The sequence below is a fragment of the Ferruginibacter albus genome (assembly GCF_020042285.1).
Lineage (GTDB): Bacteria > Bacteroidota > Bacteroidia > Chitinophagales > Chitinophagaceae > Ferruginibacter > Ferruginibacter albus.
In genome coordinates, this window is sequence record NZ_CP083388.1 from 506,188 (window position 1) to 525,323 (window position 19,136).

Here is a 19,136-nt window from a genome sequence, read left to right on the forward strand (position 1 = left end):
AGGGTGGAAAGAATATTTCCACCCTCTTTTAGTATGTTGACGCCGGTAATAAGAATATTCGCTGCGGTAAAGAGAAAGTAAGCGTCGGCAAAGAGAATGTTTGTGTCGGCAAAAAGAAAGTAGCCACCGGTAATTTGGTTTTTTGCTCCCGTAAAAAGAAAGCAGCCGCCGGTAAAAAGAAAGCAGCCGCCGGTAAAGAGAAAGCAGGCATCTGTAAAAAGAATATTACCACCGGTAATAACGATGATTGTTTTCTATTGCAGCTTTACCAATATCACATTCATACTAAAGCTCCAGGAAGAAGTAGGCAACGGAGTACCATAAGTAGTAAACAAAGCACTGGCTTTAATAACATCACCCGTATCAAAATAAACAGTAGCTATCTCCGGCCACTCCGCAGGTACCATGCTGTAGGTATAGCCGCCTTCATATATTTCCATACTGTTTGCAGCAGCATGATGACTATAGATATGGCTGCCTTTGCGGTTTAAATAAATATAGCCATGCGTATCAAAAACACTACCGGAGTAGTTTTGTGTGTTCGACATATAGCTGGTTAATATAACAAGGTATTGTCCTGCATCCGTAACCACAAAGCTGTCGTTAGTAGGTACTTCCTGGTTGCGCACAGTAGAAGTAAACGTGCCAAAGCTAAATGTAGTGCCTGAAGAAACCAGCGATTTCCAAACACCTGCTTCATTCCCTTTTAATTCTGATCCATCGTATTTAATAGCACCCGGTGCATATACGGTAGAAGTGTTGCCAACTTTTACTGCACCGTTCACATCCAGCTTTTCCGATGGGGTAGTAGTGCCTACGCCAACATTTTGCGCCAGCAATACAGGGGATATCATAACCTGTAGCAATAAAAGCACTATGCCATTTCTCATAACTAAAAATTTATGATCAAATGTACAATGAAACAAAGCGAATAATATGTTTACAGCGATCGATTTTATTGATCATCGTGTATGAATACAAGTTAAATAGGTGTTCTTAATGATCGATACGGCTTAATATAATAACACGCACTTGTTACATAATTTTTGTATCGCTTGGTTTAGCAACGCTTGCCTGTTATATTTGATAAAACAACTTTATTATGAAAAAAACATTGATGGTTACTTATCCCGTTTTAGTGTTGATGCTCTTTTCTTGTTCAAAAGCAAAAGAGGCATTTGGTATTACTACTGCCACATGGCATGTTGGTACAGACACTTATACATCCACTAATGTGGTAAAAGATGGAACTACACAAGTAAGGGCTAACGGAACAAACTCAAATTCCATGCAGGTATTCTTTTCAGCTATTCCTGCAACCGCCGGCACTTACAAGGTAGTAAGCGAAACCAAAGCCGGTAATAATACATTGGCAAGTAATGAACTGGCAGTGGAGTTCAATGTGGGAGCCAACGATGTTTACTTGAGTACAGGGTCCGGTGATGTAATGGCGACAGTAACGGTTGATGGGAATGGAAATGTTATTGTAGATGTACCAACCATAGAGGTAGAGCATTTTGCAGGCGCAGGTTCGCTTGGCAAAACTACCGGTGACGGAGAACTGGAATATTAGTGTTGAGAAGAAATAATAAAAGCCGCTGTTAACAGCGGCTTTTTTGTGCAATAGCATGAACAGATCTAAGATGCTGCTTTATGCGCCACTAACAAAAAAAAACAGCAGTCTACCCAACCCTCTTTATCTCTTGCACAGTTCTATATATTGAGCTTCTCTTATACAGGAAGTAGTATATATTTGAAAATATGAACCGTTATCTTTTAACACTTATCCTTTTTTGTTGCTGCTACAGCTTAACTGCGCAAACAAAAGCTTCGTTTAAATACATCGTTTATTTTCCTTCCGATTCGTTTACTGTAACAGAGCAGTCAAAAGAAGCGTTTGAAGCAATATTGAATACTTACAGGCAAACAGGAAAAATAGACAGCATTGCTATAACCGGTTATACCGATGCAACAGGAAATGATGCATACAATATTGAGCTAAGTAAAAAAAGAGCAACAGATGTAGTTAATTGGTTAACGTTCTTTCAGGCAGAAAACAATAGTGCATTCTCCATAACAGCAAAATGGCTGGGCAAAGCAGACCCGGTAGAAAGCAATAATACTATACAGGGAAAGATGATGAACCGCCGGGCAGAGATATCGGTATATGCATCTCCTGCTTTGTTAACTATAAAGCAATTGTTTGAGGCAACGAAACTGAACCCCGATCGCTTTTGTATCAGCAATGATAGAGATACCATTTTAGTAGCCAAACACGGCACACTTATTTATATCAAAGCCAACAGCATTCAACTGCCGGAAGGCTATGGCTGTGCGCCTTGTATAACGGTAGAGGTAAAAGAAGCTTTGTATAAAGATGATATTGTAGCAGAGAATTTAACTACTGTTTCCGGTGATAATATTTTGGTGTCTCAATCAATGGTGAATGTGCAATTCAAGTGTGGAGACAACTTGTTGCAGTTAAAGCAAGGCAGTAATTATGTGATCATGTCGCCAACGGATGCACCCAATAACGGTAATAAAATATATAAAGGAGATTGGGACAGTACATTGGGTCATTTTGATTGGAAGGGCACCGATAGCACTTCACAAACAATACTGCCCATTCCTGCAGACCTGTTTAAAAAATGCGGAGGATGGCAGGATAAAGTGATATACGTTGATGATTGTTCTCATTGCTCATTGGTTTTTTGCGGCATTGGTAAATGGATGTCCGGCTGGTTCAGCGATGTAAAAAGACAATCAGCAAGAGATTATTTTTCGTGCAGACGAAACAAGCGGCAAACCGCTGCTGCAACAAAAAGAGCGATTGCGGCAGGATTTGCAAATCAAAGCCAGGCTTTGCAGGATTCGATAAGAAGCTTATATCAAAAGGCACAGAATGATATGCCGGAGATTCGATTGCCCTCTGATAGTGCTATTGCAAAAGCTCCCTGCAATGCCTTGCTGGAGTTACTGAAAAAAGAATATGCTATAAAAGATTCGTTGTTTAAGGAAAAGTATTTGGAAATGTCTTTGATGCGTATGCAGCAGAACGGTAACCCCATCAATTACCGCGATATAAACCAATTGCAATACAATGTATATGCAGTATCGCAAACCGGTTGGAGTAATATAGACTGGATGACGAAAGTGCCGGAAGATAAGCTGAAAACTATTTATGTCAACCTTGCGCCATCTGATTATACCGATTGTAAGCTGGTATTTAAGAACCGACGTACCATTATTCCGGCGAGCAGAAAACTAAAAGATCAATTTGTATTTCCATTCATACCGGTAGATGAGGAAGCTTATCTTTTAATAATAAATACCAATGCACCAAAAGGAAAAGTACAGGTACAGATATTGGATATTACTACTGGCGCACAAACCATAACACCTCAATTAGAAACAATTCCATTAGAGAAGTTCTTAGCATATTTAAAAACGTTGAATAAATAATTAGAGATTGCTATTATAATATTGCCATCGCATTTTTAGAAGGTTAACAACACTTCAAATTAAAAAGCTGTCAGTCTGAGCTAGTCGAAGACGGTCTTATAAAATATACACTTCAAGCCTAACAATAGAATTGCCAAAGTATAGTTTACAGACTAGGGAAGATGCGAAGAAAGTTGTGTGTTTCTTTATCAAATAGTAGAGTGTCAGTCTGAGCTAGTCGAAGACGGTCTTATAAAATATACACTTCAATCCTAACAATAGAATTACCAAAGTATAGTTTACAGACTGGTGAAGATGGGAAGAGAGTTGGTGTTTCTTTATCAAATAGTAGAGTGTCAGTCTGAGCTAGTCGAAGACGGTCTAATAAAATATACTCTCTTCAAGTCTAAGAATAGAATTACTAATGTCGAAGCCACAGTAGTACTACCGTTTAATCAGGGAACCCACCGACAAACGGGCTGTCATCGTTTGTCGGCGGCTTTTTTGGTTACTTTTTTTCCGCAAAAAAAGTAACATAAGAGCACTATGATTTATGATAACGCTTAAGCTTTAAAGTTTTCGCCTCCACAGCCGGCGTGGCTGCGTAACTGCACCGGCGCTGCTTTTGTTTCTTTGAAAAAATATGCTGCGCATTTTTTCAATCCCGCCTGCGGCGATACCGAACCAAAAGAGGCGCCTACTGCAGTTACTGGTGAAGATGGGAAGAAAGTTGTGTGTTTCTTTATCAAATAGTAGAGTGTCAGTCTGAGTTAGTCGAAGACGGTCTTATAAAATATACACTTCAATCCTAACAATAGAATTACCAAAGTATAGTTTACAGACTGGTGAAGATGTGAAGAAAGTTATGTGTTTATTTATCGAATAGTAGAGTGTCAGTCTGAGCTAGTCGAAGACGGTCTAATAAAATATACTCTCTTCAAGTCTAAGAATAGAATTACTAATGTCGAAGCCACAGTAGTACTACCGTTTAATCAGGGAACCCACCGACAAACGGGCCGTCATCGTTTGTCGGCGGCTTTTTTGCGTTACTTTTTTTCCGCAAAAAAAGTAATAGAAGAGAACTATGATTTATGATAACGCTTAAGCTTTAAAGTTTTTCGCCTCCGCAGCCGGCGTGGCTGCGTAACTGCACCGGCGCTGCTTTTGCTTCTTTGAAAAAATATGCTGTGCATTTTTTCAATCCCGCCTGCGCCGATACCGAAGCAAAAGAGGCGCCTTATGCAGTTACTGGTGAAGATGCGAAGAAAGTTGTGTGTTTCTTTATCAAATAGTAGAGTGTCAGTCTGAGCTGGTCGAAGACGGTCTTATAAAATATACTCTTCAAGTTTAAGAATAGAATTTTTAAAGCACAGATCACAGTAGTGTAAAATACAAAAGGCTGCGTATAGCAGCCTTGTCCGTTGATAGTCACCTGACCAACAACAAATAAGATACATAATTAAGGAAATATTCCCAGCTCAACATATGTAGTAGCTACTTTATTAATAGCGCTGACAAAAGCAGCCGTACGCATATCGGTTATAGCAGGATTACTATGCCATACATCAATGATCTCTCTTGTAGAAGTGATCATGGTTTCTTCCAAACCGCTATGCACCAGGTCAACTTCTTCTGGTCCATGATGAATGAAATTGCGTTCTAGCTCGCTTACCTTTTTACCGCTTAGTTCTTCTATTTGAGATAAGATATGTGCATTTAAGTTTTCAGTAAAACGTTTTTCCAAACGACCATAGCGGACATGGCTAAGGTTTTTTAACCATTCAAAATAACTAACCGTAACACCGCCGGCGTTCAAGTACATGTCCGGCACACAAACAATTCCTTTTTTAGCAAATATTTCATCTGCATCAGGCGTACAAGGTCCGTTCGCTGCTTCACCAACGATCTTTGCTTTGATGCGTGGTGCATTCTCGGCATTGATAACATTTTCCAAAGCAGCAGGAATTAAAATATCACATTCCAGTTCCAATGCATCAGCAGTATTGGTAATATTGGTAGCGCCGGGAAAATTTAAAATTGATTTTGTTTTATTCCGATGTTGAAATACATCTTCTTCATTCAATCCATCAGCATTGTAAATAGCGCCTTCATATTCTGCCAATGCAATTACTTTAGCGTCATGTTCGCGGAAAAATTTTGCAGTATGATAACCCACGTTTCCTAAACCCTGTACTACTACTTTCTTTCCTTCAATGCCTAATGGCAATTTGATCTTATCCATTACTTCGGGCATATTGCACACTTCACGGATACCAAAGAAAACACCCAGTCCTGTTGCTTCTTTACGTCCGCGTACACCACCTTGCGATACAGGCTTTCCGGTAACACAACCCAATGCATCAATTTCGCCGGGACGTAGCGATAAATAAGTATCAGCTATCCACGACATTTCTTTTTCGCCTGTTCCATAATCAGGAGCAGGAACATCAATGCCCGGGCCTATAAAATTTTTCTTTATTAATTCTGATGTATAACGACGGGTGATCTTCTCCAATTCATACACACTGTAATTTTTTGGGTTGATCTTGATACCTCCTTTAGCACCACCAAAGGGAACATTTACAATAGCGCATTTGTAGGTCATCAAGCTGGCCAATGCCATTACTTCATCCTGGTTTACAAATTCGCTAAAGCGGATACCTCCTTTACAAGGTGATTTATGCTGGCTATGCTGTACACGATACGCTTCAATTACTTCAATGGTTCCATTATCCCGTTTAATAGGGAAACGCATACGATATACGCTGTTGCAGGCTTTTATTTGTTGAAGAATTCCTTTGTCCCAATTGGTAAGCTGTGCGGCTTTATCAAAACTTTTGTTTACGTCGTCGAGGAAACTATACTCTGGTGCTGGCATAAAAAAGATATTTAGTGAGGCAATCGTTTTTTTATGTGAAACGTGAGACGTGATCAAACATTCAGCGTTGCATTAGTTTTCACGATTGACGTTTCACGGCTGTTCGTTTTTTTCTAGTTTACTTATTTTTCTGTCGATACTTATTACGTATAGGATCAGTCCTACTAAGATAGTAATACAAATTGCCATTACCACGTAAATTTTTCCGCTGCTGCGCATCGTGTCTTCTACCGGTTGTGCTGCCTGTGCATTGGCCATAACGGTTATGAATAAACTACAAACTAATAATAGCAATTGTAAAGATCTGTTACGCATGAATTAAACTTTTATCTCTTAGTAATTGGATTCGTATGCTGAGGGTGCTTATCCAAACGCCCAATAAGGTCCAGCCGATAACAGCAGGCCAAAAAACAAGTCGCATGGTAGCATCGAGGTCGGCGCCGTTTAAGCCGGGGTTACCCTGTACACCTTTACCACCGGGGTGTAAAGATTCTACCATTCTTGGTAAGATCATTATCAAAGGCACATAAATAAAATAAGCAAAGATGTTATACACGGCGCTTACTTTAGCACGCTTGTCAATATCCGTCATGGAGCTGCGCAATACCAGGTAAGCTAAATAAATAAGCAGTGCAATAGCTACGCACATCTGTTTGGGATCATTACTCCAGGGAGCGCCCCAGGTATAGTTTGCCCAGATCATGCCGGTGAATAGGCCTAAAAAACCAAGCAGGATGCCTGTTTGGGCAAATACTGAAGCATAAATATCATGTTTAAGATTAGAACTGTATAGGTACATCATGGAATAAACCAATGAAATACCCAGCAATATCATTTGTGCAAACCACATAGGCACATGAAAGAAAAGGTTGCGGATAGTCTGTCTTAAATTACCAATATCCGGAACATGTATTAAAAAGCCGGCTGTGAATGTGTAGAGTAATAATACTGCAGCTAATATTTTCCACCAAGATTTGTTCATACAATAATAGAATGCAAAATTAGGAACTCATGCATTATTGCAGCAATTAATCTTTCCATAAAAAAGGAAAAAGAATTATCGACAATGCAATTACCATAATGTTCAATGCTGCCAGTAATAATGTTATTTGTGTTACAGCCCCCGCTCTAAAAACCTCGCCAAATGCAGCTTTTGAAAGGCGTATTAATAATAACAGCTGCGGAATGATCAAGGGAAATCCTAAAATTGCCATTAATGCTGCATTTTGCTGTGCTTTGGCGGCTATTGCTGCCAGTAAAGTAAATACCAGGCTTAAGCTAAAGGCGCCCAGGCAAACAATGGCAATAAATTGCCCGGCATCAGCTAATGGATTTTTTAATAAGATGAAAAACAATAATAAGCTTAGTAAGCTCATCAACAGCATTAAAATAATATTGTAAATAAGCTTGGCTATAATGAATTCCTTTGCGCCGGTAATAGAGTAGAAGTATAACATCCTGCCACGGCTTTCCTGTAAAAAGCTTTTAGCTACAGCATTTACACAAACGAATAATTGTATTATCCAGAAAAGCCCGTTCCATACATTGGCTTCGGGTTTACTAACGGATAAGTATAGAACAAAAATGGTAGAAGCAACATATAATAGAATGCCATACAAGGTATGTTTTTGCCTTAGCTCAAGCAACAGGTCTTTTTTTAATAATGCAATCACTCTCTTTGTCATTCCTACTATAAAAGGTATTTTAATTCAGGAATTAAATTTGGAATTAGCTATTTGTGATCTGGAGCTTATTGTATCAGTCTTTCAAATTATAGCAGGTTCTGCACCTTGGTTCATATACATCTTTAGCACCTAATAAAACCTGTTCTTCATTAGCAGTTTTGCGATAGCTGATGTTGGCAATATTCCCGCACTTTACGCAAATAGCATGCACTTTAGTAATGTAGTCGGCAACAGACAATAAGTTAGGAATTTGTCCAAAGGGTTTTCCCTGGAAATCCATGTCCAGTCCTGCTACTATAACCCGAACGCCTTTTAACGCCAGCTGTTCGCAAACTTCTACAATATTATCATCTAAAAATTGCGCTTCATCAACGCCCACCACTTCTACATCGTGTGCCAATAACAAAATTTCTTTTGAATTCTTTACAGGGGTAGAGTGAATAGCATTGGTATCATGACTAACGATCTTCTCTTCATCATAACGTACATCAATAGCCGGTTTAAATATCTCTACTTTTAAGTTGGCGATCTTGGCACGTTTTAATCGGCGTATCAACTCTTCTGTTTTACCGCTGAACATACTTCCGCAGATCACTTCGATCCACCCGCGGCGCCCCGGCTTTAAATTTGGTTCAATAAACATTTACAATATTTTAAATACAGTTTGTAACTTTAAGCGTTATTTACAAAGATTGCGGTTTTGAACCACACATCAAAACCAAATTTATCAGCAACAAATAATTAAGAGGGTATGGAAAGAGTGGAAACACTTTTACAGAAATTACAACAACAATTTACCAATGGTGCCGATGCGGCACAATTGTTATTGACTGTACAAATGTTGCAGCATGAATTATTGCATTTACAACAAGCAGCGGGTCAGGAAGGTTCGGTAACGGTTTCCATGCCTTTAAATATAGTTGAAACAACAGCACCTGTGGCAATTACACCTGCTGCAAAGCCTGCCGAAGAAGAAAAGATCATCCAGGTATTACAGGTAGATGAAGCAGAGATCGAAGCTGAACTGGAGGAAATTAAACGTAATGCTGCTGCTAAGCAAAAGATCGGTTCGCAGAGCCGTCCGCAATTATTGTTTGAAGGAAATGATGACGATATTCCAACCCTGGCACAACATATTCCTGCTCCACAACCCGCTACTGCCATCGAAAAAAAAGAAGTTAACGAGCAAAATATCAGTACAGAATCATTGAACGATAAACTTAAGATCAATAAAATCGAGCTAAGCGAAAAGTTTAATGAGTCCGGTATCAAAGACCTCAAGAAAGCCATTGGAATAAATGATCGTTTTTTATTTATCAATGAACTGTTCAGGGGTGATGAGGCAATGTACGAGCGCAGTATTAAAACCATCAATAGCTTTTCTATTCTGGCTGAAGCCGAATATTGGATTCGCCGGGAGTTAAAAACAAAATTGGGTTGGATAGAAAGCGATACAGTAAAACAGTTTGATCAGCTTATCAAAAGACGCTTTACATAAGCCCATTCCGTTGATTACCCCTATCAACGCAAATTGCTCCGCATTATTTGTGATTAAAATTCCCGAAAGTCTACAGGAAAATTTCAAATTCCCAATATCGATTTACATCTTTTTGAATATGTCATATATTACTTTTTCAATCATTATCTTTGCGCCTGCCGGATAAAAAGCAGACATAATAAATTGTACGATATATGAGGCCATTGCAGATGGTGGACACAAAAACGCAGTATCAAAAAATTAAGCAGGAAGTAGATGCTGCTGTAATTGGAGTTTTGGAAAGCTCGCAATTTATTGGTGGTAAAGTGGTAAATGACTTTGCAGATAATTTAGCGAAATACAATGAAGTTAAACATGTAATTCCATGTGCCAACGGAACAGATGCTTTGCAAATTTCCATGATGGCATTGGAGCTACAGCCCGGCGATGAGGTGATTACTCCCTCTTTTACTTACATTGCTACTGTAGAAGCAGCAGCCCTCTTAAAATTAAAGCCTGTTTTTGTTGAAGTAGATAAAGAAACTTTTTGCATTGATCCTGCAGCATTAGAAAAAGCCATCACTCCCAAAACAAAAGCCATCATTCCGGTCCATTTATATGGTCATGCCGCTAATATGGAGGCTATAATGGCTATCGCACAAAAACATAACTTATACGTAATTGAAGATAATGCACAGGCAATAGGTTGTGATTATACTTTTGCAAATGGCAGCAAAAAAAAGACCGGAAGTATTGGGCATATCGGCTGTACATCTTTCTATCCTTCAAAAAATTTAGGCGCTTATGGCGATGCCGGCGCAATATTTACTAATGATGATGCGTTAGCTAACAGATTAAAAATGATAGCAATACATGGACAGGCAAAACGCTATTATCATGACATGGTGGGATGTAATTCAAGATTAGATGCTATTCAGGCAGCTATTTTGGATATAAAACTAAAACACCTTGACGAATATATTGATGCAAGAAGAAAAGCGGCGGCATTTTATGACAAAGCTTTTTCCGGCAATTCAGCCATCACCATACCTTACAGAGCAGCATACAGCAATCACGTTTTTCATCAATACACGTTGCTGGTAAATACTGTTAACAGAGATGAGTTGCATCAATATCTTGCAGACAATGGTATTCCATCCATGATTTATTACCCTGTTCCTTGCCATAAACAAAAAATGTTCGAAACGTTTGGTGGAAGTGATTATCACTTACCCGTTACCGATTGGTTAACTGAAAAAGTGATCTCACTGCCAATACATACCGAACTGGATGAAGAACAACAAACGTTTATTGTAAGTAAAGTATTAGAATTTATAAATAAATAAAATAAGTATGAAAATTTCAGTAGTTGGAACAGGTTATGTTGGATTGGTAACAGGTACCTGCTTTGCAGAAACCGGTAACACTGTTACTTGTGTGGACATTGATAAAAGCAAAGTAGATAAATTACAATCGGGTAAAATGACCATTTATGAACCCGGATTGGAAAAGTTGTTTTTAAGAAATCAAAAAGAAGGGAGATTACATTTTACTACTTCTTTGGAAGAAGGTATCAAAGATGCCAAAATTGTTTTCCTGGCATTGCCTACACCTCCCGGTGAAGATGGTAGTGCTGATCTGAAATATATTTTAGGAGTTGCTGATCATTTAGGGAAAATTTTAACCGACTATAAAGTAATTATAGATAAAAGTACAGTGCCTGTAGGTACTGCAGAAAAAGTACATGCCGCAATTGCAAAAAATATAAAAGTTGATTTTGATGTAGTGAGCAATCCTGAATTTTTACGCGAAGGAGTAGCCGTGGATGATTTTATGAAACCCGATAGAGTAGTGATCGGTACTGAATCTGAACGTGCTAAAAAAATATTGAACGATCTGTATGCGCCGTTTGTTCGCCAGGGTAATCCAATTATTTTTATGGATGAAAGGTCTGCAGAGTTAACCAAATATGCAGCGAACTCTTTCCTGGCAACTAAGATCACGTTCATGAATGAGATCGCACAATTATGTGAACGCTTAGGTGCTGATGTTGATCTGGTACGTAAAGGAATTGGCAGTGATGAACGCATTGGTAAACGATTTTTATTTCCGGGTATTGGTTATGGCGGAAGCTGTTTCCCTAAAGATGTTCAGGCATTGGAAAAATCATCGCAGGAAGTTAATTACGATTTCCAGATATTAAAAGCGGTGATGGATGTGAACCACCGTCAGAAACTACATTTGTTGCCTAAGATAAAAGCATACTTCAACAACGATCTGAAAGGAAAGAAGATCGCATTGTGGGGGTTGGCTTTTAAACCGAATACAGATGATATCCGTGAAGCACCGGCTTTATACATCATTGAAGAATTATTGAAAGCAGGCGCTACTGTTGCTACATTTGATCCTGAAGCAATGGAAAATGTAAAACAAATATTTGGCAATAAGATCAGCTTTGAAGAAACTCAATACGATGCATTGAAAGATGCGGATGCATTAGTGATTGCAACAGAATGGAGTGAATTCAGAACACCGGAATTTGATAAAATAGTTTCTTTATTGAAGAACAAAGTTATTTTCGATGGTAGAAACTTGTTCGACCTTGCGCAAATGGAACAACTGGGCTTTCATTATGAAAGCATTGGAAGAAAAGTAGTAAAATAATTTATCAACTTTAATTTTATATAGTGGCAAATAAAAGAGTTTTAGTAACAGGTGCAGCTGGTTTTTTGGGTTCACATCTTTGTGACCGATTCATTAAAGAAGGGTATGATGTTGTAGGGATGGATAATTTAATAACCGGCGACCTGAGAAATATTGAACATCTTTTTAAATTAAAAGAGTTTGAATTTTACAATCACGACGTTTCCAAATTCATTCATGTTCCGGGGCATATAGATTATATAATGCATTTTGCATCTCCTGCAAGTCCTATCGATTATTTAAAAATTCCTATTCAAACATTAAAAGTTGGTTCATTGGGAACGCATAATTGTTTGGGATTGGCAAAAGCAAAAGGCGCACGAATATTAGTTGCGAGCACAAGTGAGATCTATGGCGATCCATTAGTGCATCCGCAAAAAGAAGAGTATTGGGGAAATGTAAATCCTGTTGGTCCGCGTGGTGTGTATGACGAAGCAAAACGTTTCCAGGAAGCGATTACTATGGCATATCATACTTTTCACGGAGTAGAAACAAGGATCGTTCGTATATTCAATACATATGGACCACGTATGCGACTCAATGACGGAAGAGCACTGCCTGCGTTCATTGGTCAGGCTTTACGAGGTGAAGATCTAACGGTATTTGGAGACGGCAGCCAAACAAGAAGTTTTTGTTATGTAGATGATCTGGTAGAAGGTATTTACCGTTTGTTGCTAAGTGATTGTGTTGATCCTGTAAACGTTGGTAATCCTGACGAGATTTCGTTGAAAGATTTTGCGGAAGAAATTATCAAACTAACAGGCACTACTCAAAAGATTGTTTACAAGCCATTACCTAAAGATGATCCTAAACAACGTCAGCCGGAGATCAGTAAGGCAAAGGCAATATTAGGTTGGGAACCCAAAGTAAAACGAGCAGAGGGATTAAAAATAACGTATGAGTATTTTAAATCGTTACCCAACGAAGAGTTGTATAAAATGCCGAAAGAGTTTGAAAGCAGAAAATAGAATAAAGGCTTAAAGCTGCAAGCTATAAGGGATAAGTTTTAATATTAAAACTTCTTCTTGTAGCTTGCAGCTTGTTTCTTATAGCTAAAGTAAATTAAATGTATCAGGAGCTTTTAGATAAAAAAAAGAAATTAGCTGTAATTGGATTAGGTTACGTGGGGTTACCAATTGCATTAGAATTTGCCAAAAAGATTAAGGTTATTGGTTTTGATATTAATGCAAAGCGTATTGACATGATGAAGCAAGGCATTGACCCAAGCCAGGAGTTGAAAAAAGAAGCGTTTGATGGTTGTGATATTGAATTTACAAATGACCTGGAAGTTTTAAAGCAGGCATCTTTCTTTATTGCAGCAGTGCCTACACCAGTCGATAAAAATAATTTACCTGATCTTACTCCGGTTACTAAAGCCAGCGAAACTGTTGGTAAAGTAATTAAGCAAGGAGATTATGTAGTATTTGAAAGTACCGTATATCCTGGATGTACAGAAGAAGATTGTTTGCCGATCATTGAAAAATTATCAGGCTTAAAAAATATAAAAGATTTTAAAACAGGATATTCTCCTGAAAGAATAAATCCGGGCGATAAAGAGCATACCCTTGCAAAGATCATAAAAGTAGTAAGTGGTTGCGATGATGAATCATTGGACGTAATTGCAAAAGTATATGAACTGGTTGTTACTGCCGGAGTACATAAAGCATCTTCTATTAAAGTAGCCGAAGCGGCCAAGATCATTGAAAATACACAACGTGATCTGAATATTGCATTGATGAATGAGTTATCTATCATCTTTGATAAAATGAATATAAACACTTATGAAGTATTGGAAGCTGCCGGTACTAAATGGAATTTCTTAAAATTTCAACCTGGTTTAGTTGGTGGACATTGTATTGGAGTTGATCCTTATTACCTTACTTACAAATCAAAAAAATTAGGGTACGACAGCCAGGTTATTTTAGCGGGTCGTTCTATTAATGATGGTATGGCGGCGCATGTGGCGAAGAAAGTATTGCAACACATCATTCAGAATGATGGCAATGTTAAAGAGGCTAAAGTGTTGGTGATGGGTGCTACATTTAAAGAAAATGTAAGTGACATACGTAATTCAAAAGTGGCAGATGTGGTGAATGAATTAAAATCGTACTCATTGAATGTACATGTTACAGATCCTCATGCGGATAGCGAAGAATTGCAGCATGAATATGGCTTTGAATTAACATCGTCTTTAGCGAACGATTACGACGCTGTGATCATAGCGGTGCCGCATAATGATTTTAAAAGTAAGGGTGAAGATTATTTCAATAGTATTACGAAACAAAAAGCAATCATTGCTGATCTTAAAGGAATATATCGTAATAAAATAAGTAATAGAGTTTATTGGAGTTTATAAAAATTATAAATCTAGCACTTTGCTGATTCGTAATTACAACTTTGCACAATGGGTCAAACGTTTCATACAAAAGATTTAGGTCAGCTTTCATTTTTAGTTACAGGAGGCGCAGGCTTTATTGGTGCTCATATCGCTGAATATTTATTAAGCAATGGTGCCAAAAAAGTTCGTGTGTTGGATAACATGGTGAATGGTTTTAAAACAAATCTTAACATACTTTCCGCATATCCTGCATTTGAATTTGTAGAAGGTGATATAAGAGATTTAGAAACCTGCCAAAAAGCTTGTCAAGGAATTGATGCAATAAGTCATCAGGCAGCCCTGGGTTCTGTTCCTCGCTCTATAAAAGAACCGTTTTATACAAATGATGTAAATGTTGGAGGCTTTGTAAATATTTTAAAGGCAGCTGTTGATAATAATGTAAAGCAATTCGTATATGCATCATCATCATCGGTGTATGGAGATGAACCTTCTTTGCCAAAAGAAGAAACTAAGGTTGGAAATTGCTTATCACCTTATGCGGTAAGTAAAAAAGCAAACGAATTATATGCAGATGTTTTTGCAAAAGTGTATGGACTTAAAATAATCGGTTTCCGCTACTTTAATATTTTTGGTCCACGACAGGATCCCGATGGACCTTATGCAGCCGTTATTCCATTATTTGTAAAAGGTATTTTGAACAGAACACCTGTTTATATTAATGGAGATGGAGAACAAACAAGAGATTTTACTTTTGTTGAAAATGCTTTGCAGATAAATATCTTAGGGATGTTAACCGATAATGATGAAGCATTCAATAAAGTGTATAATGTAGCCATTGGAGAAAATTTTTCTATCAATTATTTGTATAATGCCTGCAAAGAATATTTAAAAAGCGATTTTGAAGCAACATTTAGAGAACCAAGAGCAGGAGATATCAGAAATTCTTTAGCAGATATTTCATTGGCTAAAAAATTGCTCGGCTATCAGCCAACAAAAAAATTTGAAGAAGGGTTGGTAGAGACGATCGAATATTTTAAACAACTCTATACTAATTAATAATTCCTTCGAATTGAAAAATTATTCATTCTTAATTATAAATTTTTAATTTAAAAATGGGCTTTACAAAAACAGATATTCCCGGTTTGCTGATTTATGAACCAACTGTTCATGGCGATAACCGTGGTTATTTCTTTGAGAGTTATAACGAGAAAACATTTGCAGATGCAGGTGTAACCATGAAGTTTGTTCAGGATAACCAGGCAAGATCTACTTATGGAGTTATACGTGGTTTGCATTACCAGTTAAATCCACATGCACAAACAAAATTAATCAGGGTATTGAGCGGTGCTATCATAGATGCAGTGGTAGATATTCGCAAAGGCTCTCCCACATACGGTAAGTCTTTTGCAATAGAATTATCTGCGGAAAATAAAAAGCAATTATTAGTACCAAGAGGATTTGCGCATGGATATTCTGTGATCAGTGAAACGGCTGAAGTATCCTATAAGTGCGATGGCTTGTATAGTAAACAAAGCGAAGGGGGGATCGTATATAATGATCCTGTATTACAAATAGATTGGAGAATCCCTGCCGATAAAGCTCTTGTTGCAGATAGAGATCTGCAGCATCCTTTATTAGCTGATTGTGTAAACAATTTTTCTTTTGAATAATTTATGCCTACAATTTTAGTCACCGGCGCCAACGGACAATTAGGGAATGAATTGCGTGTATTGTCTGCAGGTTATCCTCAATATGATTTTTTATTTGTTACACGTAATGAATTATCCATTGGCGATCTGGATGCAGTAACAAATTATTTTAATGAAAATAAAATTGATCATTGCATTAACTGTGCCGCTTACACTGCCGTAGATAAAGCAGAGAGCGATATTGAAAATGCATTTTTAATAAATGGTGAGGCAGTAGGGAATCTAGCTGCCGTTTGCAAACAACATGCTGCCAAATTTATTCATGTTTCTACGGATTATGTTTTTGATGGAACAGCCACAGAACCGATCAAAGAAGACAGGACTGTAAATCCTATTGGTATTTACGGTGCATCTAAATTGAAAGGTGAGGAGCTCGCATTTAAGAATAATCCGGATACAATTATTATTCGCACATCGTGGGTGTATTCCTCCTTTGGTAACAACTTTGTAAAAACCATGATGCGGTTGATGAAAGAAAGAGAAAGTATTAATGTGGTGAATGATCAGCGTGGATGCCCGACATATGCAGCAGACCTGGCTGCAGCTATCATGACGATAGTAGAAAAACGCTCAGCATTTAACACACAATATTCAATCTTCAATTATAGTAATTCAGGTAATATTGTTTGGTACGATTTTGCAATTGCTATTAAAGAGCTGATTGGAAGTAATTGCATTGTGAATCCAATTCCTACTTCACAATTTCCTACACCGGCAAAGCGTCCTGCTTATTCATTGCTGGATACTACTAAAATTCAGCAAACATTTGGAGTGGGTGTTCCTGAATGGAAAGAAAGTCTGAAAAAATGTCTTGCAATCTTAACGACAACCGCTTAAGCGAATAAATAATTTAGATGTAATTTCAATTTTACATGGAGTTATTTAAAACCAAAAGCCGCATTATTGTTACGTGTAGTAATAGGTTATCGCCATACCTGCAACAAGAGATCGCTGAATTGGGGTTTACACCTGTTCGTATCTTCAAAACAGGTGTAGAATTAAAAGGAACGCTGAATGATTGCATTCTGCTTAACCTGAACCTACGCTGCGCCAGCCAGGTGTTATTTTCAATAAAAGAATTTGAAGCCTATAATGCCGATACGTTATATAAAGTATTGTTTCAGTTTGAATGGGAAAATATTTTCAGCGGCGACGGCTATTTTTCAATAACAAGTAATGTAAGCAATCCTACCATTAATAATTCTCTATTTGCGAATGTAAAAGTAAAGGATGCTATTGTTGACAGGTTTAGAAATAAAACAGGTAAACGTCCTAACTCCGGCCCGGAATTAGATAAGACTGTTATCCATTTGTATTGGAAAGAATCTTACGTAGAAGTTTTTATAGATACTTCCGGTGAAACATTATCAAAACATGGCTATAGAAGGATTCCGGGAAGAGCGCCGATGCTGGAATCTTTAGCAGCTTCAACTTTATTGGCAACAAAATGGGATAGAAGATCTGCTTTTGTAAATCCAATGTGTGGCTCTGGCACACTAGCAATAGAAGCCGCTTTATTGGCAACCAACCGTATGCCCGGCTTATATCGTTCCAATTATGCATTCATGCATTTAATAGGATATGATGAAAGTTTTTACGCAATCCAACGTACACGGCTAACTGAAAAAATAATTGCTGTACCTGGTTTAAAGATCGTAGCAACGGATCTAAGTACAGATGCTGTCAATGTTTCAAAAATAAATGCCGGCGCAGCAGGTGTTGCAGATATGATCGATTTTGCTGTTTGTGATTTTGGCGACACATCTATTCCTGCAAATGAACCGGGGGTAATTTTCTTTAACCCTGAATATGGCGAAAGGTTAGGGGAAGAAACTGCCTTGCAGGCTATATATGCCCGCATGGGCGATTTTATGAAACAGCATTGTAAAGGTTATACAGGATATATTTTTACCGGTAACCTGGAACTGGCAAAAAAAATAGGATTAAAACCCAGTCGCCGCATTGAATTTTTTACCAGTAAAATTGATTGCCGTTTGTTTGAATATGAATTGTATAGCGGTACAAAAAGACAATCTAAGGAAGATGTACCTTCTACATAAAAAATATTTATATTCGTTCATAAACATGCATGATGAAGTACTCTTTTTGCTTTTTCCTTCTTATTATCTTTTTTAGCTGCGGTAAAACAGATACCAATACAAACACCAATAATCATAAAATGACGGCAGTTATTAATGGTGTTGTATGGAATTGTGATACGGTATTGATACAGAATGCAGATTCTTCTTATCAAATAAATTCGATTACAGGAATTGCCAACGGACAAAAAATAGAGCTGGACGTAAATGCATTCCCTCAACTATCTAATACGATAAACTTTCGACCTGCAGGAGTTAATGGTGCTATAGCATTTTCATCGTTAAAAGGAACTATTGTTTCATCGGGTATTGTTCAAATAGATTGGATGGCAACCAATACCAATTTACATTTTTTTGAGGTAGAGCGCTCAGTAGATGGAACAAGCTTTACGACAATTGGAAATGTGCAACCCAAAGCCAATGATGGTTCACAACAACCTTATTCTTTTTTGGATAACAATGCATTAAACGGTACAACTTATTATCGAATAAAAGCAACTGACAATACCGGGGGCGTTTTTTATTCTAATCTTATAAAAGTAAATACGTTACATCCCGGTACCCGTGCTTATTATAATCTTGTAGCCGGTTACAATGGAACTTTGTATTATAATAATGATACTGTAAATAACAAACTTACCGGAACATTTTCATTTGATGTTAATTACATGGGGACGATAATGCATGTTACAAATGGTAGTTTCAATATTGGATATTAAAGGGTACCAATATTCTGATTCTCTTTTTTGTACAAGTAAAGGATGTATTGATGACAATTGAAAAAATACATAATAGCAATAAGTAAA

Annotated in this window: 20 protein-coding genes; 12 read left to right on the top strand and 8 right to left on the bottom strand. The window is 37.6% G+C overall.

Features of this window, described 5'->3' with window-relative positions; translation table 11 throughout:
* Nucleotides 1-28 precede the first annotated feature (28 nt).
* Nucleotides 29-211, bottom strand: a complete 183-nt coding sequence (locus tag K9M53_RS02305) for a hypothetical protein (protein ID WP_224017617.1) — start codon at nucleotides 209-211, stop codon at nucleotides 29-31.
* 43 nt (nucleotides 212-254) lie between these two features.
* Nucleotides 255-890: a hypothetical protein gene (locus tag K9M53_RS02310; RefSeq protein ID WP_224017619.1), complete on the bottom strand. Its 636-nt coding sequence runs from the start codon at nucleotides 888-890 to the stop codon at nucleotides 255-257.
* A 212-nt stretch (nucleotides 891-1,102) separates the two neighbouring features.
* On the opposite strand from K9M53_RS02310, the gene K9M53_RS02315 reads away from it, so the two are divergent.
* Nucleotides 1,103-1,573 (top strand): hypothetical protein, encoded by a 471-nt coding sequence (locus K9M53_RS02315; RefSeq protein ID WP_224017621.1) that lies wholly within the window; start codon nucleotides 1,103-1,105, stop codon nucleotides 1,571-1,573.
* A gap of 188 nt (nucleotides 1,574-1,761) precedes the next feature.
* Nucleotides 1,762-3,462 carry an OmpA family protein gene (locus K9M53_RS02320; RefSeq protein WP_224017623.1) on the top strand — a complete coding sequence of 567 codons (1,701 nt, stop codon included), beginning with the start codon at nucleotides 1,762-1,764 and terminating at the stop codon, nucleotides 3,460-3,462.
* A 542-nt stretch (nucleotides 3,463-4,004) separates the two neighbouring features.
* On the opposite strand, the gene K9M53_RS02325 is transcribed toward K9M53_RS02320, so the two are convergent.
* The 6 genes from K9M53_RS02325 to K9M53_RS02350 form a co-directional block, all read right to left on the bottom strand.
* A complete protein-coding gene (locus tag K9M53_RS02325) occupies nucleotides 4,005-4,190 on the bottom strand; it encodes a hypothetical protein (protein ID WP_224017625.1) in 186 nt (61 codons plus the stop codon).
* Nucleotides 4,191-4,900: 710 nt separating this feature from the next.
* Entirely contained in the window at nucleotides 4,901-6,319 is a 1,419-nt protein-coding gene (locus K9M53_RS02330; protein WP_224017627.1) for a Glu/Leu/Phe/Val family dehydrogenase, read from the bottom strand.
* Between the two features lie 93 nt (nucleotides 6,320-6,412).
* Entirely contained in the window at nucleotides 6,413-6,634 is a 222-nt protein-coding gene (locus K9M53_RS02335) for a CcmD family protein (RefSeq protein WP_224017629.1), read from the bottom strand.
* A complete protein-coding gene (gene ccsA, locus K9M53_RS02340) occupies nucleotides 6,627-7,301 on the bottom strand; it encodes a cytochrome c biogenesis protein CcsA (RefSeq protein ID WP_224017631.1) in 675 nt (224 codons plus the stop codon). Before ccsA ends, K9M53_RS02335 begins: the two co-directional genes overlap by 8 nt.
* 46 nt (nucleotides 7,302-7,347) lie before the next feature.
* Nucleotides 7,348-8,004, bottom strand: a complete 657-nt coding sequence (locus K9M53_RS02345; RefSeq protein WP_224017632.1) for a heme exporter protein CcmB — start codon at nucleotides 8,002-8,004, stop codon at nucleotides 7,348-7,350.
* 73 nt (nucleotides 8,005-8,077) lie between these two features.
* Entirely contained in the window at nucleotides 8,078-8,647 is a 570-nt protein-coding gene (locus tag K9M53_RS02350) for a thymidine kinase (RefSeq protein ID WP_224017633.1), read from the bottom strand.
* Between the two features lie 108 nt (nucleotides 8,648-8,755).
* Between K9M53_RS02350 and K9M53_RS02355 the strand changes: the two genes are divergently transcribed.
* The 10 genes from K9M53_RS02355 (at nucleotide 8,756) to K9M53_RS02400 (ending at nucleotide 19,049) form a co-directional block, all read left to right on the top strand.
* Nucleotides 8,756-9,502 (top strand): hypothetical protein, encoded by a 747-nt coding sequence (locus K9M53_RS02355; protein WP_224017634.1) that lies wholly within the window; start codon nucleotides 8,756-8,758, stop codon nucleotides 9,500-9,502.
* Nucleotides 9,503-9,696: 194 nt separating this feature from the next.
* A complete protein-coding gene (locus K9M53_RS02360) occupies nucleotides 9,697-10,827 on the top strand; it encodes a DegT/DnrJ/EryC1/StrS family aminotransferase (protein ID WP_224017635.1) in 1,131 nt (376 codons plus the stop codon).
* Between the two features lie 7 nt (nucleotides 10,828-10,834).
* Entirely contained in the window at nucleotides 10,835-12,145 is a 1,311-nt protein-coding gene (locus K9M53_RS02365) for a UDP-glucose dehydrogenase family protein (RefSeq protein ID WP_224017636.1), read from the top strand.
* A 23-nt stretch (nucleotides 12,146-12,168) separates the two neighbouring features.
* The gene (locus K9M53_RS02370; protein WP_224017637.1) at nucleotides 12,169-13,152 is read left to right on the top strand and encodes a UDP-glucuronic acid decarboxylase family protein; all 984 of its coding nucleotides are present in this window, start codon (nucleotides 12,169-12,171) and stop codon (nucleotides 13,150-13,152) included.
* 98 nt (nucleotides 13,153-13,250) lie between these two features.
* Nucleotides 13,251-14,540: a nucleotide sugar dehydrogenase gene (locus K9M53_RS02375; protein WP_224017638.1), complete on the top strand. Its 1,290-nt coding sequence runs from the start codon at nucleotides 13,251-13,253 to the stop codon at nucleotides 14,538-14,540.
* A gap of 48 nt (nucleotides 14,541-14,588) precedes the next feature.
* Nucleotides 14,589-15,578 (top strand): SDR family oxidoreductase, encoded by a 990-nt coding sequence (locus K9M53_RS02380; protein ID WP_224017640.1) that lies wholly within the window; start codon nucleotides 14,589-14,591, stop codon nucleotides 15,576-15,578.
* A gap of 56 nt (nucleotides 15,579-15,634) precedes the next feature.
* Nucleotides 15,635-16,192: a dTDP-4-dehydrorhamnose 3,5-epimerase gene (gene rfbC, locus K9M53_RS02385; protein WP_224017642.1), complete on the top strand. Its 558-nt coding sequence runs from the start codon at nucleotides 15,635-15,637 to the stop codon at nucleotides 16,190-16,192.
* 3 nt (nucleotides 16,193-16,195) lie between these two features.
* Nucleotides 16,196-17,068 carry a dTDP-4-dehydrorhamnose reductase gene (rfbD, locus tag K9M53_RS02390; protein ID WP_224017644.1) on the top strand — a complete coding sequence of 291 codons (873 nt, stop codon included), beginning with the start codon at nucleotides 16,196-16,198 and terminating at the stop codon, nucleotides 17,066-17,068.
* A 35-nt stretch (nucleotides 17,069-17,103) separates the two neighbouring features.
* Nucleotides 17,104-18,291, top strand: coding sequence for a THUMP domain-containing class I SAM-dependent RNA methyltransferase (locus K9M53_RS02395; protein ID WP_224017646.1), 1,188 nt, complete (start codon nucleotides 17,104-17,106; stop codon nucleotides 18,289-18,291).
* Nucleotides 18,292-18,320: 29 nt separating this feature from the next.
* A complete protein-coding gene (locus K9M53_RS02400; RefSeq protein WP_224017648.1) occupies nucleotides 18,321-19,049 on the top strand; it encodes a hypothetical protein in 729 nt (242 codons plus the stop codon).
* Nucleotides 19,050-19,136 lie beyond the last annotated feature (87 nt).